The following is a 17037-nucleotide window of genomic DNA, read 5'->3' as shown; positions in this document are numbered from 1 at the left end:
CTGCAACTTTTCGGCCGGTCTGTGCATCTTCAAGGTCAGTAGTCCGGCGATCACGAACGCACCGCCCGATCACCTCAACGATCGGCCTGGTCGCGGCAACACCGGCAGTGCAGGCTCGGGGCGGAGCTGCGCACTGCCGGTGTTCTCCGGTCAGTCGACCGGGTGTTCTGGATCCCAGCGCACCTCGCGCAGATTCACCTTGCCGTTCGTCACCCGCACGCCATCCGACCGCAGGTTGTGCAACTGCTCGTCGCCCACCTCATCAGCCGGCACGCCAGACGCGCGAATCACTCGCCACCAAGGCACACCGCCGCCGTACTCGCGCATGATCGCTCCGACCTGGCGCGGTCCGCCCTGGCCGACGTACTCAGCGATGTCTCCGTACGTCGCGACGCTGCCCGGTGGGATCGACTCCACCGCCCGCAGCACCGCCTCGACATATTCGTCCCTGTCCACGATCCACCCACCTAGGCCAGCGGGGCCAAGGCCTTCGCGAGCGGCTCGAGGACGGACGGCGACGCATCGAGTGGCAGGTTCATCACCGCGAGGTCAACGCCAGCTTCGCCGTACGCCGCTGCTGTCGCGACCGCCACGTCGAGTGACTCGGCCGGGTCGATCCGCACGTTGACCGAGCAGGTGATCTCGTTGACGTCCCGGCCGACGTCCTCGCAATGCTGCACGAGGATGTCCTTGAGGGGCTTCCACTCCTCCGGGCTCGCGACGATGACGTTCCAGTGCTGCGCCCATTTCGCGACCGCGCGCAGCGTCCGCTTCGGGCCCTTGCCACCGATGGCGATCGGCGGGTGCGGGGTCTGGACGGCCTTCGGTTCGCAGTACGCGTCGGTAAGCTTGATGTACTGCCCATCGAAGTTCGCCGACTTCTCGGTGAGCAGCGCGATGATCGCCTGCACCCCTTCGTCGAAGCGGTCGAAGCGCTCCTTCAACGGGTACAGCTCGATGCCGTAGGCGGCGGTCTCCATCTCGTTCCAGCCCGCGCCGATGCCGAGCTCGAGGCGGCCCTCGGAGATGATGTCGGTCGTCGCCGCCATGTTCGCCAGCACCGCCGGGTGCCGGTAGATCATGCCCGTCACCTGGCAGCCCACGCGGATCCGCGAGGTCGCCTGCGCGAGCGCGGCCAGCGTCGTCCAGGCCTCGAGGTTCGGCCCGGCCATGTCACCGGACAACGGATAGAAATGGTCCCAGTGCCACGCGGACTCGAAGATCTCCAGCTGGTCCGCGGCGACCCACACATCCCGCATCTGCTGCCACGTGGTGTGTTCCGGCCTGGTCTTGACAGCGAATCGCATCGGCGGCCTTCCGTCGGGGTATGCGCCTTCCGGCACGGACATTACTCCGCCGCGCCGAACAGCGGAGGCGGCTCTCGCACGGGCTCGCGACACTGAGTACAGGAACGGCAACGAAGAGGGGTCGGGGTGCTGGGGATCCGCCACGGAAACGCTCGAAGTCGCCGGGTCGGACGGGATCGCGGTGAGCGCAACTGTGGACTGCCGGCTCCTACAGCACCTCGGCCATGGCCGTCCTCCTAGTCGAGCCCGAGGCGTGCGCGCACCTCGGGCCGACGCAACGGCGGGACTGTCTGCGGCGGGACCCGGCGGTCCGGCATCTCGGCGAGTAGCTCTTCGGTGATGCGGGCGACCTCGGCCGCCGCGCGCTCGATCGGCCCCCGCGTGGTCGCACTGAGCGAACCGACGCCGGTCACCTTGCGTACGTATTGCAGCGCGGCCGCGTAGATCTCCTCAGAGGTCGCGGCGGGCTCCAGTCCCCGGAGCACAGTGATGTTTCGGCACATGTCCCGACACTACGTTCCGGCAGGGACAAATTCCGGAGACCTACAGGGTATTGACTCCCCTAAGACCATTAGGGTTTCCTCAGACCATGAGCACCACTGGACTGGATCGCCGGGCCCGCCGCCGGCAAGAGACGATCGAAGAGATCCTGACGGCCGCCATCGAACTGATGGAGGCCGAGGGTGTCGCTTCGCTCAGTCTGTCGGCAGTGGCCCGGAAACTTGGCATCCAGCCACCGTCGATCTACCAGTACTTCGCCTCCAAGATGGCGATCTACGATGCCCTTTTCCAGCGCGGCGCGGAGTTCTTCCGCGATGCCCGCCGAGCGGCGCACGCGGCAGCGGACACCGACGACGTCCGTGAGCTCGATCTGCTGTCGGTGCAGGCCTTCAGCCGCTGGTGCCTGGAGAACCCCGTGTACTCACAGCTGCTGTTCTGGCGGACGGTCCCCGGTTTCGAACCGACCCCGGAGGCATTCGCTCCAGCGCAAGAAGCCCTCGAGGACCTCCGGCAGCACCTGCAGGCAGGGGTCGACCGGGGGCAGCTACGACCAGAGGCCGCGACCGAGGAGGGCGTTGCTCTCTACACGTCGATGACGGCTGGACTGGTCTCACAACAGATGGCCAACGAGCCGGATGCGACCTTCGAGGACGGCCGCTATGTCCGGCTGCTGCCCACTGTGCTCGACATGTTCTACCAGCACTACGCACCAACCAGGGGGAAAGATGACCGCAGTACTGGCAACGGAGATCGGCCGGGCAGACCGGCCTAGGTGCGCACTGCACCGCGAGGCAGAACTCAGCGCCTGGCATGACCTGCTGGCAGCTATCCACGGCACCGAGTGGCAGCGCCGTACCGTCTGCGACGAGTGGGATGTCGCCGACATCGCCGGGCACCTGATCGGCCAGGCCGAGGACGTCATCCGGCCGCTGTCGTTCCCACGGCGACTGCGCAAGGCCAAGCGCACCTACCCGAGCACACCGAAGTTCGACGCACACATGATGGTGCAGGCCGACGAGCACCGCGGCACACCACCCGCCGTACTGCGCAGCACGTTCGACCGCACTTGGAGCAAGGCCACCAAGCGCATCACGAGCAACCCGGCGCTCATCCGCCGGATCAGCATGGCCATGGACGAGTTCCCGGACTTCTCGCTGAACCTCGGCTACATCCAGGACATCCTGCTCGCGCGCGACCTGTGGATGCACCGCGATGACGTCTGCCAGGCGCTCGACCGCCCGTTCGACGCAGGCCCGTACGGCGCGGAGCTGGTCGCGCAGGTGATGCGCGACGTACTGGACGGACCGTTCTGGGGCGATCGGCCCGCCGTCGATGTGGAGCTCACTGGCCAGGGCGGTGGAACCTACCGGCTGGGGAGGGGAGAGCCGGTCGGCCGAGCCGCTGTCGATGCGGTCGGCTACATGCGCACCCTGTCGGGCCGGGACGACGTACCGGTGGTGTCCGGCGACCCGGCGGCTGTCGAAGCAGTCGCCGGGTGCCGGATGCCGTTCTAGGCTGTGCTGGTTTTCAGTACGAGGGCTGGCTCGGGTCGATCTGGTCGACCCAGGCGACGACACCGCCACCCACGTGGACTGCGTCGGAGAAGCCGGCACCCTTGACGATGGCGAGCACCTCGGCGGAGCGGACGCCGGACTTGCAGTGGAAGACCAGCTGCTTGTCCTGCGGAAGATCCGCCAGCGCGACACCGGTCAGGAACTGGTCCTTCGGGATCAGCACCGAGCCCGGGATCTTGTTGATCTCGTACTCGTTCGGCTCCCGGACGTCGATCAGGACGAAGTCCTTCTCGCCGTTGTCCTTGAGCTTGATCCACTCGCTGAGCTGCTTGACCGAGATGGTCGAACCGACGGCTGCGTCGGCGGCCTCCTCGGTGATCGCGCCGCAGAAGCTGTCGTAGTCGATCAGCTCGGTGACGGTCGGGTTCTCGCCGCAGATCGCGCAGTTCGGGTCCTTGCGGACCTTCAGCGAGCGCCAGTTCAGGTCGAGGGCCTCGTAGATGTTCAGCCGGCCCAGCGACGGGTCGCCGATGCCGGTGAGCAGCTTGATCGCCTCGGTGACCTGGGCTGCGCCCACGGACGCGCAGAGCACGCCCAGTACGCCGCCCTCGGCGCAGGACGGGACCATGCCGGGAGGCGGCGGCTCCGGGTAGAGGCAGCGGTAGCAGGGGCCGTGCTCGGCCCAGAAGACGCTGATCTGGCCGTCGAAGCGGAAGATCGAGCCCCAGACGTACGGCTTGCCGAGCAGAACCGCGGCGTCGTTCACCAGGTACCGGGTGGCGAAGTTGTCGGTGCCGTCGACGATCAGGTCGTACTGCTCGAAGATCTCGAACACGTTGTCGTTGTCGAGGCGCACCTCGTGCAGCACGACGTTGGTGTTCGGGTTCGTCTCGAGGATCGACTCCTTGGCCGACTGGGCCTTGGACTTCCCGACGTCGGACTGACCGTGAATGATCTGGCGCTGCAGGTTCGACTCGTCGACGGTGTCGAACTCGACGATGCCGAGTGTGCCGACGCCGGCGGCGGCCAGGTAGAGCAGCGCGGGGCTGCCCAGACCGCCGGCCCCGATCACCAGGACCTTGGCGTTCTTCAGCCGCTTCTGGCCGGCCATCCCGACCTCGGGAATGATCAGGTGCCGCGAGTACCGGCGGACCTCGTCGATGGTCAGCTCGGCGGCCGGTTCGACCAGCGGTGGCAGTAGCACGTGTCGGCTCCTCGATGAAGGGTTCGAATCAGGCTGTCCGGCTGTACTTCAATGAATAAGCAACCATCAACCTGCTCTCCATGTTCCCGCACAATTCCCGGGACCCCACCGGAGGGTCCGCCTGCCGAGACTTTCGTCTCAGCCTGCGAACATCCGGACATGACCGTGCCGGGCTCCCCCAGGGCGCCCGGCACGGTGTACGGCAACTGTCAGTCGTTGTCGGTGATGGTCCCGGTCACGGTCACCGGGAGCTTGATCTCACCGCCGTCGCCCTGGTCGAGGACCGCCGAGAAGGTCTCGGCCGGCTCCTTCACCTTGTCGTCGACGATCTTGACGACCAGCTCACCCTTCAGCTGCCCGGGCTCGACGGCACCCTCGATGTCCCGGGCGCCGGGATCCCACTCGTCGTACTGGCTCACGAAGTCCTGCTTGAGGACCGCAGTGCCGTCCGTCAGCTTGCCGCGCAGGCCGACGTACTTGTCGCTCGCCGCGGACAGCTTCAGCGGGAAGCCCGCCTCGCCGTTCTTCTCCACGGTGGTGAGGTTGCCGACCGTCAGCGTCGGGGTCGGGTCGTCGTCGATAACCTCTCCCTGCCCGAAGGAGCGGTCCAGGAGCGCGTCCTGCGGCACCGAGAGCACCAGCTGGAACTTCAGGTCGTAGCTGTCCCGGGTGTTCGACTTCACCGGCAGACTGATCTTCTGCTTCACCTGGCCCGGCTTGAAGTTCACTACGCGAGCCACGCTGCCAACAGTCGCCCCCAGGTCACCAGTGGTCTCGGCGTACACCTTGACCGGCCGGGTGCTCGCGCGGTTCAGCCGCACGAAGAAGTCGACGATCTGCGTGCCCTTGTCGCCTTCCTTGACCTTGACGTCCGATGCGGACACCTTCACCAGCTTGGTCGCCGGTGCGGAGATGCCGACGCCAGGCGACGAGAACGACAGGTCGCTCAGGTAGACCGTGCCCTTGGCGACCTTGTCGGTCCGCAGCTCGACCGAGCGCACGTCCCTGAGGTCGACACCCTTCAGCGAGGACAGCGGGATCCGGACCGTCCGCAGCAGGTTCTTCGGCAGGCCGTTCTCCTTCGCGCCCGGCAGCCGCGTCAATGCGTCACTGACCTTGGACACCGGCACCGAAACTGCCTTACCGCGACCATCGACCACCCGAACGCTCAGATCGACCTTCGGAGCGCCGACCGGGTCCGGAGCGGCCCGGAACGACAGTGCGGCGTACTTACGCACGTCGCGCTGCGCAGCCGGCAGGTTCAACTTCAGTACGCCGGTCTTGTCGCGCCACGACAGTCTCGTCGCGGCCATGGTCGGCGTATGGGCTGCAAACCAGGCTGCATCCCAGTGGGGTGAGTCACCGGAGCCATCGGTCGACAGGCAGGTCGGAGTGGCCGCCCGCGCCGATGTCAGCTTGGCACCAGAGCACACGACCGCAGAAGCCTTGCCGGTCAGCGCACCCTTCGGCAGTGCCGAGTCGAAACGGTTCACATCTCGCCGCGACGCCAGCGGCGCCTGCGAAACCACCCGTACGACGGCCCGTCCGGCCGACGCCGCCCGCGCGTCCGAACCGTCGAACAGCGGCAGGAACTGCTTCTCGTTACCCAGGTGCAGCCGGAAGAAGCCCGACAGGTACGCCGTACCGACGGCCTGCTGCTCTTTCGCCTTCAGCCGCCCGGCGTACTTCTCGCCACACGGGGAAGCCTTCGGCTCGCCGCCCCAGTCGTCGTTGGACGGCGCCTCGGACTGGCCCGGGGTCCACTCGGTGTTGAAGAAGTTGTGGTTCGCCCCGAGCACCGTCACCGTGGAGCGCGTCGCCGCGTCACCGGTGACCGAGTAGCGGGTGTCGTCGTAGAACTTCTGGCCCTGCAGGTCGGAGACGTCACCGTCACAGGTCGGCAGGATGACGCTCATCGCGACCCCCGGGACCGTCATCCGGGCGAAGTCGACCGGAGCCAGCGGCAGCACCGCACGGATCCCGAACTCACCACCACGGTCGGCGTTCACGACTGCTGCGCGGGCGACGCCTTCGCCACCGCGCGAGTGACCCATCAGACCGACGTTCTGCAGGTCGACCTTGCCGACGTACTTGGCGCCGAACGGTCCCCCACCGGTGGTCGACCACTGCTTCCACAGCTTCAGGTGGTCCAGGATCAGCTCGGCCCGCGCCTGCGCACCGGCGTCGTACGCGCCGCCGTCGTAGGCGTTGACCGCGTTCGAGCTGATCGACACGACCTGGTAGCCGTTGCTCGCCAGGGCCTGCGCCGCGCCGTCGTACCCGCGGTAGCTCGGCACCGGCTTCTCACCCTTGGCGCACGGCCAGGGCTTGTCCTGCGGCGTCGTTGCATCGCCGTAGCAGTAGCTGTGCCGGCCGTGCAGGAACAGCACGAACGGCCGCTTGCCGGTCGCACCGACCGGCGTGTAGACCTTGCCGACGACCTCGGACTTCTGCCCCAGTCCGGGCAGGAAAACCGCCTCGTCACCGAGGTTGTACTCCGACGTCTCGACCTTGAACTTGCCCGCCTTGGCCGGGTCGTCCTTGAGCAGCGCGCCCAGCTTCGGCTTCAGCCAGTAGGCGTCGTTCGGGCCGCCCTTGGCCGCCGCGCGGCTCTCGATCTTCTTGCCGTCCTGGCCGAGGTCCCCCGACCACACCAGCTTGACGTCCTTGGCCTTCAGTACGGCCGGATCGGTCGTGACGAGCGTCAGCGACCGCAGGTCGTTCGACTGCTTGGCCACCCCGATCGGCTCGCCGTCCACGGCCAGCAGCGGTAGCGACGCACGCATCGGCGCCGGCGCTCCCAGCCGCAGTGTGAGCTCGTAGCCGGCCGCGACCGGCCGGATGCTCCAATTGTTGCCTTGGGCAATAGAAGGGGCAGGCGGCGCGGCGGACGCGAGCGGCGCCGTCGTCAATCCCAACCCCAGTAGTGCGACCATCCCCAGCGACAGGTGCCTCAATCTGCCGATATCCCGCACAGTTGTCCTCTCGGTTCGATGAAACAGACCACAAAGATGACTTCATGGCCGAGAGGAAAGTTGACCTGACCAGCCGCTCGATCACATCTCAGTCCTGCGACAGCTTCGACTCAGTCGTTGTCTAGGACGGTCCCGGTCGCGGTCACCGGCAGCTTGATCCCGTCGATCCCGACGACCTCGTCGAGCACCGCGGTGAAGGTCTCGGTAGGTTCCTTGACCTTGTCGTCGATCGCCTGGACGATCAGCTCACCGGCGAGCTTGCCGGACTCGATACCACCCACCAGCGTGTGCTCCGGCGGGTCGTACTGGCCGCGGTAGTCAGGACCGAGGATCGCCGTCCCGTCCTTCCAGACACCGCCGAAACCGATGTGTTTGTCGCTGAGCGCCGACAGCCGGACCGGGAAGGTGACCTCCCCCTTGCCCTCGGTCGTGGTGAGGTTTCCGAGGATGAGCTTCGGCGACGGATCGTCGTCGAGCACCAGGCCTTGGGCGAAGGACCTGGCCAGCAAGGCCTCCTTCGGTACGGCGATCGCCAGCGAGAACTTAGTGTCGAAGGTGTCCCGGGTGTTCGACTTGATCGGTACCCGGACGAGCTGCCGGACCTGTCCGGGCTTGAAGACCACGGCCTGCGCGACATCCTGCACCAGCATCACGTCCTCGTACGGCAGGGTCGTCTGGGCGAAGACCGTCACGGGCCGAGTGGCCGGCCGGGACAGCCGCACCACGAAGTCTGCGTAGTTGGTGCCCTTGTTGCCTTCCTTCGTTGTGACGTCGGCCACGGACACCTTCGGCAGCGTCACGGCTGGCGCCGACGAACCAACGCCCGGCGACGAGAAGGCCAGGTCACTCACGTACGCCGCACCCTTCGCGACCCGGTCTGTCCGCAGCTCGATCGCCCGAACATCACGCAGGTTGACGCCCTTGAGCGACGACAGAGGGATCCGCACTGTCCGCAGCAGGTTCTTCGGCAGCCCCGCGGACTTGTTGCCGGGCATCCGCACCAGGGCATCGCTCACAGCAGACACCGGTACGGCGGCCGCTCGCCCGCGACCGTCGAGCACGCGAACCGTCAGGTCGGTGGTCGGCGTACTGGCCGGGTCCGGAGCCGCACGGAACGACAGAGCGGCGTACCGGCGGACGTCACGCTGAGCGGCCGGCAGGTTGAGTCGCACTGCTCCGGTCTTGCCGGTCCAGGAGAGCCTGGTGACCGCAAGCGTCGGTGCGGCCGATACGTACGCCGCGCCGTCCCAGTGCGGTGCGTCTCCGGAGCCATCGGTCGTCAGACATGCGCCCTTGCCGGTCTCGCCGATGCAGACCGCCGCAGTGGCCTTGCCTGTGACAGCGCCCTTCGCTAGCGCCTTGTCGAAGGCAGTGACGTCTCGCCGCGAGGCCAGTGGCGCCTGGGCGACCACACGCACCACAGCCTTCCCAGCAGAAGCCGCGCGCGCGTCAGAGCCGTCGAACAGCGGCAGGAGCTGCTTCTCGTGGCCGAGCTGCAGCCGGAAGAACCCCGCCACGTAGGCCGTTCCGACCGCCTGCTGCTCCTTGGCCTTCAACCGGCCCGCGTAGCCGGAGCTGCACGGCGCAGTGTTGCCCTCGCCACCCCAGTCGTCGGCGGACGGCGCTACGGACTGCCCCGGCGTCCACTCGGTGTTGAAGAAGTTGTGGTTCGCCCCAAGCACGGTGACGGTGGAGCGGGCTGCGCCGTCACCAGTGACGGAGAGCCTCGTGTCGTCGTAGAACTTCTGGCCCTGCAGGTCGGACACGTCACCGTCGCAGTACGGGAGCAGGACGCTCATGGCGACGCCCGGGACCGACGAGCGGGCGAAGTCGACTGGTGCGAGCGGCAGCACGGCGCGGATGCCGTACTGGCCACCGCGGTCCGCGTTCACCACTGCGGCTCGGGCGACACCCTCGCCTCCACGGGAGTGACCCATCAGACCGACGTTCTGCAGGTCCACCTTGCCGACGTACTTGGTGCCGAACGGTCCCCCGCCGGCCGTCGACCACTTCTTCCACAAGGACAGGTGGTGCAGGATCAGCTCGGCCCGCGCTTGCGCACCGCCGTCGCTCGCGTCGTAGTCGTAGGCGTTGATGGAGTTCGAGCTGATCGAGACGACCTGGTAGCCGTTGCTCGCGAGTGCCTTGGCCGGGCCGTCGTAGCCGCGGTAGCTGGGGACCGGCTTGGCGCCCTTCGGGCACGGCCATGGCTTGTCGCCGACGCCCTCGCCGTAGCAGGACTCGTGGCGGCCGTGCAGGAAGACCACCAGCGGTCGCTGGCCGACCGCACCGACCGGTGCGTACACCTTGCCGAGCACTTCGGACTTCTGGCCGAGGCCGGGCAGGAAGACAGCCTCGTCACCCAGGTTGTACTCAGAGGTCTCGACCTTGTACTTGCCGGACTTGCCCGGGTCCTCCTTGAGCAGTGGGCCCTTACGCGCCTTCAGCCAGTAGGCGTCCGTCGGCCCGCCGGCCTGCGCGCGGGCGCTCACACCGGCGTTGCTGACGTCGCCCGGCCAGACCAGCTGGACGTCGTGCGCGCTGGCAGCGGTCCTGTCGCTGGTGATGAGTGTCAGCGTCCGTCCGTCCGCAGACTGCCGGGCGACACCGACCGGTATCCCGTTCACTGCCAGCAGCGGCATGGCCGCGCGGACCGGCACCGGCTCGTCCAGCCGGAGTGTGACCCGGTAGCCGGCCGGCACCTGCCGCACGTCCCACTTGTTGCTTGTCGCAACCGATGGGACCTCCGGAGTGGCGGCCTGTGCCGTCAGCGGGGCGACCGCCAGCAGCACAGCCATGCCCAGAACCAAACTGCCGCGAACCCGCACAGGTCTTCCTCTCGTCGACGGACCAGCTCTCCATGAGATAGCCCGGCCGAACGAAAGGTTGAGTCATTTACTGCGCTCGTTCAGATTTCAGAATTGACTCAGTTACGCGATGAGATCGCGGAAGGCGGCAGCCACTTGTTCCGGGTGTTCCATCTGAGCCACATGACCGGACTTCGGCAGGTAGAGCAACCGGGCATCCGGGAACGTGCGCTGCGCCTTCGTCCGGATCCGCGCATCAACCAGTCGGTCGCGGCCGCCGTACACGAGGAGCACTGGGCACTTGACGCTTGCGGCGTCCGCCCAGAGTGACCGGCGCGGCGGGGTCAGCGACGAGCGCAGGATGCTCTTGGCCGCGTCTGTGGTCGCCTGCATGTTCCAGGGATCAGTGTCCCGCCGGTGCAGCTCAGCCTCGTAGTTGGCGCGCACCTCCGGCGGCAGTGTCAGCGGGTCCCCGAAAACCATCGACAGCGACGCCTGGAAGCGCCGGTCGAACGGCAGCCGCTGAGTCCGCTGCAGCACCACCGGTCCGAGTCGCGGCGTCGCCAGCGCGGCGAACCACAAGGCACTGGCCGACATCCGCGGATGCGGGAGCGCAGGTGACACCAGCGTCAGTGATGCGACTAGATCAGGGCGCCTGGCCGCCAGTGCGACCGATGCGGCGCCACCCATCGAGTTACCGAAGACGTGCGCCGGCTGATCGAACTGCCCCTCCAACAACTCGACCAGTACGTCGGCCTGTTCCGAGATACCGGCCGGTCCGGCCAGCGGGGTCCGCCCGAACCCGGGGAGATCAGGAGCGATCCCCCGCACGGTGTCGTTCAGCAGTAGTCCCAGCGCAGTCCAGTTCAACGACGAGCCGCCCAGACCGTGCACATACAGCGCAGGCGGAAGCTCCGCCGCCGCCGGCACGTCTCTGACCAGCAGGTCCACGCCTGCGACCGGCACCTGACGGGCCGGCCATTCCTGTGTCGCCAACGGCACGTCAGCGCCGGTTACTGCCCCGTAACTCTCCACAAATCCCATGGTAGGACCCCGTCGGCCGGAACACTGGCGACCCATGAAGCGCAGGGTCCCCAAACCACTACTGATCGTGCTGCTCGTGGTGGTCCTCGCCTACCCGGCGTTCCAGCTCTTCCTCCTCGGCTACACCGGTGTCCGGATGCTCGTGGCCGGCCAGGAGACCCACGAGGTCGTCTACAAAATCACCGGTACGGCGGATCGCCCCGACATCCGGTATGTCCGCGACGGCCACCGCGACTCCGTCGAGCTGAAGTACGCATCGCTGCCGTGGGAAAGCTCCAAGCTCAAGACAAAGGGCAGTGCGCAGGTGCTGTCGGTCAGCGCTCTCCAGCAACTCGAAGACGATGGCTCGGTCCGCTGCGAGATCTGGCTGGACGGTGCGCTTGTCGAGAGCTCGGAGTCGGCGCCCGGGACCGGCCTCAGCGCCAGCTGCACGCATCTGCCCTGACCCCCTCCCCAGGCCGCCAGCTCAGGGGATATCCCTTCAGCTGGGGGGTTGCCCACTGAGAATCTCAGTGGGCAACCCCCCGACTCAGGGGGCAAGGGGGTGGATGGCTTCGCTGCGGTACGGCGGGTGAGTGGTTGATCGCCGCTCCGGACAAGCCGGACACGTTGCTTGTGGCTGGTCGCCGCGGCGGCCGCGTTACATAAAGAGCTTGGCTGGGGCCGGTGGGTGGCTGAGGTACTGGCGAGGTCAGCGATCGCGTGACCGCCGATTGAGGTGCTCGCTATGGTTGCGGCCGGTAGCGGGCAGGCCTGGAAAGTGACCCGCCGCTGTGGTGAAAAGCGCTGGCAAGGAGGGCTGGGGTCCTGCCGCGCCCGGCTGACCGGTCCACCTTGTTGGGGGTGCTTTTCGCCGCCTGCCCGTCCACTTGTCGGGGGCTTGTGGGCTGGGTGGTGGGCTTGAACAAGTAATTACCTGTTCCCGCCCACCGTTTCTTGTTCAAGCCCCCGGTTGTCGGCTCACCCCGCGGCGCCCGGGGCCGTTGGGTGGAACATTCTTTGCAAATGGCGCACAGGAGTTTCCACTCAGCGGAGATTTTGGGCCTCAGCCATAGCGGGCACCTCAAGCAGCGGGCACGCGGCCGCCGTCCTCGCCAGTACCTCAACCAGCCACTGGCCCCAGCCAAGCTCTTTATGTAACGCGGCCGCCGCGGCGACCAGCCACAAGCAACGTGTCCGGCCTGTCCGGTGCGGCGAGCAACCAGGCGTTTCCACACACATTGGGTGGAGACTGGGAGGCATGGCAGCCGGCGCGCAGCAGGTGACTACCGAGGTCGACGGGCAGACGTTGAAGCTCACGAACCTCAGCAAGGTGTTGTATCCGCAGAGCGGGTTCACGAAGGCCGAGGTGATCGACTACTACCACCAGGTGGCCGCACTGCTGCTGCCGCATTTGTCGGATCGGCCGTTGACTCGGAAGCGGTGGCCGGACGGCACTGAGGCGGCGTACTTCTTCGAGAAGAACGCACCTCGCGGTACGCCGGATTGGGTGCGGACCGAGACTTTGCCGACGCCGGGTAGTTCGACGGGGCGCGATGAGGCCGAGTTCGTGGTGGCGGACGACGTACAGACTGTGGTGTGGCTTGCGAATCTGGCTGCGCTGGAGCTGCATGTGCCGCAGTGGCGGATTGGGTTGTCGGAGCACGGGAGCGATCCGCAGGCGGATCTGATCGTTTTCGACCTCGATCCGGGGCCTGGCGCGACCATAGTGGAGTGCTGCGATGTCGCGCTGGCGTTGCGGGAGCTACTGGGGCACTACCGGCTGGAGGGGTGGCCGAAGACCTCTGGCAACAAGGGCATGCATCTGTATGTGCCGATCGAGCCGACGTCGTCACGCCGTACCAGTGACTTCGCCAAGCAGTTGGCGGAGCAGCTGGCTGCCGCACTGCCTGAGGACGTGACGGCGAACATGACCAAGGCGCTCCGGCCGAACAAGGTGTTCATCGACTGGAGCCAGAACGCCAGTGCGAAGACCACGCTGGCGCCGTACTCGCTGCGGGGCGCCGAGGAGCCGCGGGTGTCCACCCCGATCGACTGGGACGAGGTGGCCGCGACAACCAGTCCGGAGGAGCTCAAGTTCCTCCCGCACGAGGTCCTGGCCCGCATCGAGGAGTACGGCGACGTGCTGGCCGACCTGTACGACGATCCGCGCCCACTGCCGTCGTAATCAGCGCTCCGGCGGCGGGGAAGCTACTGACCGGGAGGACCGGTGGGTAGGATTCGGGCTACGACCCGGCGGCGCGACCTGCCGCCGGTGCCGCACCACCGAAGGAGCCGACGTGTCGACGACACCGGAGACCGCACCGAAACGCGGCAGCCGCCTGCCCCGGCTGGCCCGCCGCGCGCAACTGCTCGAGGCGGCTCAGGAGGTCTTCGTCGCGAACGGGTACCACGCCGCCGCGATGGATGACATCGCCGAGCGCGCAGGCGTCTCCAAGCCCGTCCTGTACCAGCACTTCCCGGGCAAGCTGGAGCTGTACCTCGCGCTGCTGGACACCTCCTGCGAAGCGATCGTCGCCTCGGTGCACGAAGCACTGAAGTCGACGGACGACAACAAGCTGCGGGTTGCGGCGACCGTGCATGCGTTCTACGAGTACGTGGCGAACGCCCAGGGCGCCTTCCGGCTGGTCTTCGAGTCGGATCTGACCAACGAGCCGGCCGTCCGCGAGCGCGTCGACCGCGTCACCATCGCCTGCGCCGAGGCGGTCTCCGAGGTGATCAGCGCGGACGCCGGGCTGAACCGGGAGCAGTCGATGGTGCTGGCCGTCAGCCTGGTCGGTCAGGCACAGGTGAGCGCCCGTTACTGGCTGGCCTCGTCGGACCAGAGCTCGCTGCCGCAGGAGCAGGCCGCCGACCTGGTCGCCTCGCTGGCCTGGCGCGGCATCCGAGGGTTCCCGCGCACCGACGTGTAGTCCACTCCGCCACGGTTCTGCTTTGGGCGGACGGGTGAGAGCTCACGGCCGCCAGCGGATAGGCTCGAAGTGTCACCGGCGAGAGCCGCCGGTCGGAGCGTGCCCGGAGGGTTTCGTGGAGGTCAAGATCGGCGTGCAACACGTCAATCGCGAGTTGGTGCTCGAAAGTGAGCAGAGCCCGGACGAGGTACAGGAGCAGGTGGCGAACGCGCTCAGCGGCAAGAGCAACCTGCTGGAGCTGACCGACGACAAGGGCCGCAAGGTGCTGGTCCCGGCCGACCGGCTCGCCTATGTCGAGATCGGTGAGCCATCGGTGCGTAAGGTCGGTTTCGGCGCGATCTGATCGCGTTCCGGACACGTCTCTGCGTGTCCGGGTTCCGGAATCGGGGTTCCTGGGCACCATGTGCGGTGGGACCTGCGTCGCAGTGGTCTGGTAGCTACGGGGAGCCACCCCCAGACGCAGGTCAGTCACCTCACAAGGAGGAATCGTGGGTTACTGGATCTGGATGATCGTCGTCAGCCTGCTCGCAGGCGTGATCTTCGGGCCGCTGGCGCGGCTCGTACTTCCGGGCAAGCAGAACATCAGCCTCGGCTGGACCATCCTCGGCGGCGGTATCGGCGCCTTCATCGGTGGTCTGATCGCACACTTCGCCGGCGTCAAGGACACCAACGGCCCGGACTGGATCCAGTACTTGATCCAGATCGTCTGTGCCGCGATCGTCATCGCCGTCATCGCAGCCCGCAAGCCCAGGTCTGCCTGACAGCAACAGCTTCACCCGACGGCCGCCACCCCACCAGGGGCAGGCGGCCGTTGTGATGCGAGGCCCTCGTAGAGGGCCAACAGCTTCTCCGCGTGCTCCAGCGGCGCGGGCCGGTACCGCGGCGCCCAGCGCCGGGTGGAGTCCGGCGCCCGCAGCGTCTTACCGATGACAGCGGCCAGCCCAACCGGCTCGGCCGGAGCGAACGTGCGGGTCCGCTCGTGGCCGCGGTACAGCCACGGGTCAACAACCACCAGCGGACAGCCCGCCGCCTCAGCCTCGTGCGCAACCAGCGACTGGGTCTCCGAGATCGAGCAGATCACCACGGCGTCCGCAGCCAGGTAGTACCCAGCCAGCTCCGCCCGCGGCAGTACGCCGGGCATCCGCACCCGCGGGCCGATGCCGAGCCGGTCGACAAGCTGCGTGACCCGCCGCCGATCGCCGTACCCGCCGACCATGACCAGACAGGCGTCCGGCCGGATCTTCAACAGCTCAGCGAACGACTGCAGCAGCAACTCGTCGTTCTTCTCACCGCTCAACCGGCCCACCGACAACAGAATCGGGTCCTGTACGCCGAGGTTGAGCTGCCGCCGAATCTCGGCGACAGAGACGGACGGTGCGGGCATCGGAAGCGTCGGACTGGGCAGGACGACAGTCGGCGCCTCGCAACCGAGGTCGTCCAACTGCTGCTCGACCTTGGCGGTCGGTGCGATGACCAGGTCGACCGCCCGCAACAGGTTCTGCACCTCGGTGCACCCGTTCTGGTAGCCGCGCGGCGCACCGAGACCTGCCCGCCAGGCCTTGCCCGCAAGCCACATCGCCAGCCGGATCTCCGCGTAGTGCTGGCGGTAGACCTCGAGGTCGGTGTGCCACGTCAGCACGACCGGGAGGTCCCGGCGCCAGGCGGTGTACAGACCGGCCACCCCGACCGGACCAAGCGTGTGCACGTGGACTACGTCGTACTCCGGCTTGTTCCGCGTCGGCCGGAGCATGCCCAGCCGGTAGTCCCGGCCCCAGGCGTCAGCGCCCGGCACCGACCGGATCGGCAGCGTACTCTGGTGGCTCTTGGACTTGTACGGCGCGACAACCTCGAGCTGCACACCGAGCTCGCACAGTGCGCGTCCGGCGGCCTCCATCGAGACGGCCACGCCGTCGGCCCGCGGGACCAGGGTGTCGGAGTAGATGCCCAGGCGGACCGGGCGATAGGACAGTGTCATGCAGGCAGGCTCTCCGGCGTCGACCCCCGTCAACAGCGAACGCAAGCCATCCAATCAGGCTTGCAGGCCGAGCGCAGTCATCCTTGCCGTATGAGCTTCGGTCAGTCGGGTGAACATCCGGCCAATGGCCGCCAAATCGAGCCCGGGGCGGTCGACGCTGCCGGCCAGCAGGGCGGCCAGTGAGTCTCGGTCGGCGGCGATTCGCTGCGCCTGACTGAGGGCTTCGCCGACCAGTCTGCGGCCCCAGAGGGCGAGCCGGCCGCCGAGCTTCGGGTCCGCCTCGATGGCGGCGCGGACCCGCTCCACGATGAACTCGGCCTGCCCGGAGTCGGCGAACACCTCGAGCACCAGGGCCCGGGTCTCCGCGTCCACGAACGACGCGATCTCGCGGTAGAAGTCGTTGGCCAGGCCGTCCCCGACGTACGCCTTGACGAGGCCTTCCAGCCAGTCCGAGGGCGCGGTGTGGTCGTGGAAGGCGTCCAGCGGGGTGACGAACGGCTGCATCGCGTCCATCGCGTCCACCCCGAGGACGACGAGCCGGTCACGCAGTTGCTGGAAATGCCCGAACTCGGTGGTCGCCAGTGCGGCGAGCTCCGCCTTGTCGTTGAGGGTCGGTGCCAGCTTGGCGTCCTCGGCCATCCGCTCGAAGGCGGTCAGCTCGCCGTACGCGAGGACTCCCAGCAGGTCCACCGCCGCGGCCCGGTAGGCGGGATCGTCGAAGGCCGTCTGTTCCATGCCCGGCACCTTATCCGTGATCCGGCCCGGGCTGAACGGGGCCGGAAAAACTGCGTGGCGCAA

At 67.5% G+C, this 17037-nt stretch carries 16 protein-coding genes; 7 read left to right on the top strand and 9 right to left on the bottom strand.

The features are described 5' to 3' along the window. Positions 1–150: 150 nt before the first annotated feature. The 3 genes from E1263_RS12465 to E1263_RS12455 form a co-directional block, all read right to left on the bottom strand. A complete protein-coding gene (locus E1263_RS12465; RefSeq protein WP_202868848.1) occupies positions 151–456 on the bottom strand; it encodes an MGMT family protein in 306 nt (101 codons plus the stop codon). Positions 457–467: 11 nt separating this feature from the next. Then, positions 468–1307, bottom strand: a complete 840-nt coding sequence (locus E1263_RS12460) for a TIGR03560 family F420-dependent LLM class oxidoreductase (RefSeq protein ID WP_132167411.1) — start codon at positions 1305–1307, stop codon at positions 468–470. Between the two features lie 236 nt (positions 1308–1543). Beyond that, positions 1544–1810 carry a DUF2277 domain-containing protein gene (locus E1263_RS12455; protein ID WP_132167410.1) on the bottom strand — a complete coding sequence of 89 codons (267 nt, stop codon included), beginning with the start codon at positions 1808–1810 and terminating at the stop codon, positions 1544–1546. Between the two features lie 86 nt (positions 1811–1896). Here E1263_RS12455 and E1263_RS12450 point away from each other — a divergent pair, with 86 nt between their 5' ends. Then, positions 1897–2580, top strand: a complete 684-nt coding sequence (locus tag E1263_RS12450) for a TetR/AcrR family transcriptional regulator (protein ID WP_132167409.1) — start codon at positions 1897–1899, stop codon at positions 2578–2580. Then, positions 2534–3322, top strand: coding sequence for a maleylpyruvate isomerase family mycothiol-dependent enzyme (locus E1263_RS12445; RefSeq protein WP_165956585.1), 789 nt, complete (start codon positions 2534–2536; stop codon positions 3320–3322). The genes E1263_RS12450 and E1263_RS12445 overlap by 47 nt, the downstream gene beginning before the upstream one ends. 13 nt (positions 3323–3335) lie before the next feature. On the opposite strand, the gene moeZ is transcribed toward E1263_RS12445, so the two are convergent. The 4 genes from moeZ to E1263_RS12425 form a co-directional block, all read right to left on the bottom strand. Further along, on the bottom strand, positions 3336–4526 hold the full coding sequence (gene moeZ / locus E1263_RS12440) for an adenylyltransferase/sulfurtransferase MoeZ (RefSeq protein WP_132167407.1): 1191 nt from the start codon (positions 4524–4526) through the stop codon (positions 3336–3338). Positions 4527–4735: 209 nt separating this feature from the next. Then, positions 4736–7483, bottom strand: coding sequence for an alpha/beta hydrolase (locus E1263_RS12435; protein WP_238161204.1), 2748 nt, complete (start codon positions 7481–7483; stop codon positions 4736–4738). Positions 7484–7611: 128 nt separating this feature from the next. Continuing rightward, entirely contained in the window at positions 7612–10299 is a 2688-nt protein-coding gene (locus tag E1263_RS12430; protein WP_238161203.1) for a Calx-beta domain-containing protein, read from the bottom strand. 132 nt (positions 10300–10431) lie between these two features. Then, entirely contained in the window at positions 10432–11343 is a 912-nt protein-coding gene (locus E1263_RS12425) for an alpha/beta fold hydrolase (RefSeq protein WP_132167405.1), read from the bottom strand. A 43-nt stretch (positions 11344–11386) separates the two neighbouring features. Between E1263_RS12425 and E1263_RS12420 the strand changes: the two genes are divergently transcribed. From E1263_RS12420 to E1263_RS12400, 5 genes are all read left to right on the top strand, one after another. Next, entirely contained in the window at positions 11387–11797 is a 411-nt protein-coding gene (locus tag E1263_RS12420; protein WP_132167404.1) for a hypothetical protein, read from the top strand. 795 nt (positions 11798–12592) lie between these two features. Next, positions 12593–13519 carry a non-homologous end-joining DNA ligase gene (ligD, locus tag E1263_RS12415; protein ID WP_132167403.1) on the top strand — a complete coding sequence of 309 codons (927 nt, stop codon included), beginning with the start codon at positions 12593–12595 and terminating at the stop codon, positions 13517–13519. 112 nt (positions 13520–13631) lie between these two features. Beyond that, positions 13632–14264, top strand: a complete 633-nt coding sequence (locus tag E1263_RS12410; protein ID WP_132167402.1) for a TetR/AcrR family transcriptional regulator — start codon at positions 13632–13634, stop codon at positions 14262–14264. Between the two features lie 115 nt (positions 14265–14379). Further along, complete coding sequence (locus E1263_RS12405) at positions 14380–14607, top strand: DUF3107 domain-containing protein (RefSeq protein WP_132167401.1); 228 nt, start codon at positions 14380–14382, stop codon at positions 14605–14607. Positions 14608–14752: 145 nt separating this feature from the next. Next, positions 14753–15025: a GlsB/YeaQ/YmgE family stress response membrane protein gene (locus tag E1263_RS12400; RefSeq protein WP_238161202.1), complete on the top strand. Its 273-nt coding sequence runs from the start codon at positions 14753–14755 to the stop codon at positions 15023–15025. A gap of 11 nt (positions 15026–15036) precedes the next feature. Here the strand turns inward: E1263_RS12400 and E1263_RS12395 are convergent, their stop codons facing one another. Together E1263_RS12395 and E1263_RS12390 are read right to left on the bottom strand one after the other, a co-directional pair. Next, positions 15037–16239, bottom strand: a complete 1203-nt coding sequence (locus E1263_RS12395; protein ID WP_132167400.1) for a glycosyltransferase — start codon at positions 16237–16239, stop codon at positions 15037–15039. A 54-nt stretch (positions 16240–16293) separates the two neighbouring features. After that, positions 16294–16974, bottom strand: coding sequence for a ferritin-like fold-containing protein (locus E1263_RS12390; protein WP_132167399.1), 681 nt, complete (start codon positions 16972–16974; stop codon positions 16294–16296). Between the last annotated feature and the right edge of the window lie 63 nt (positions 16975–17037).

Source organism: Kribbella antibiotica (genome assembly GCF_004349055.1).
In the GTDB taxonomy this organism is placed as follows: domain Bacteria; phylum Actinomycetota; class Actinomycetes; order Propionibacteriales; family Kribbellaceae; genus Kribbella; species Kribbella antibiotica.
This window is presented reverse-complemented; position numbering and strand designations above follow the sequence as displayed.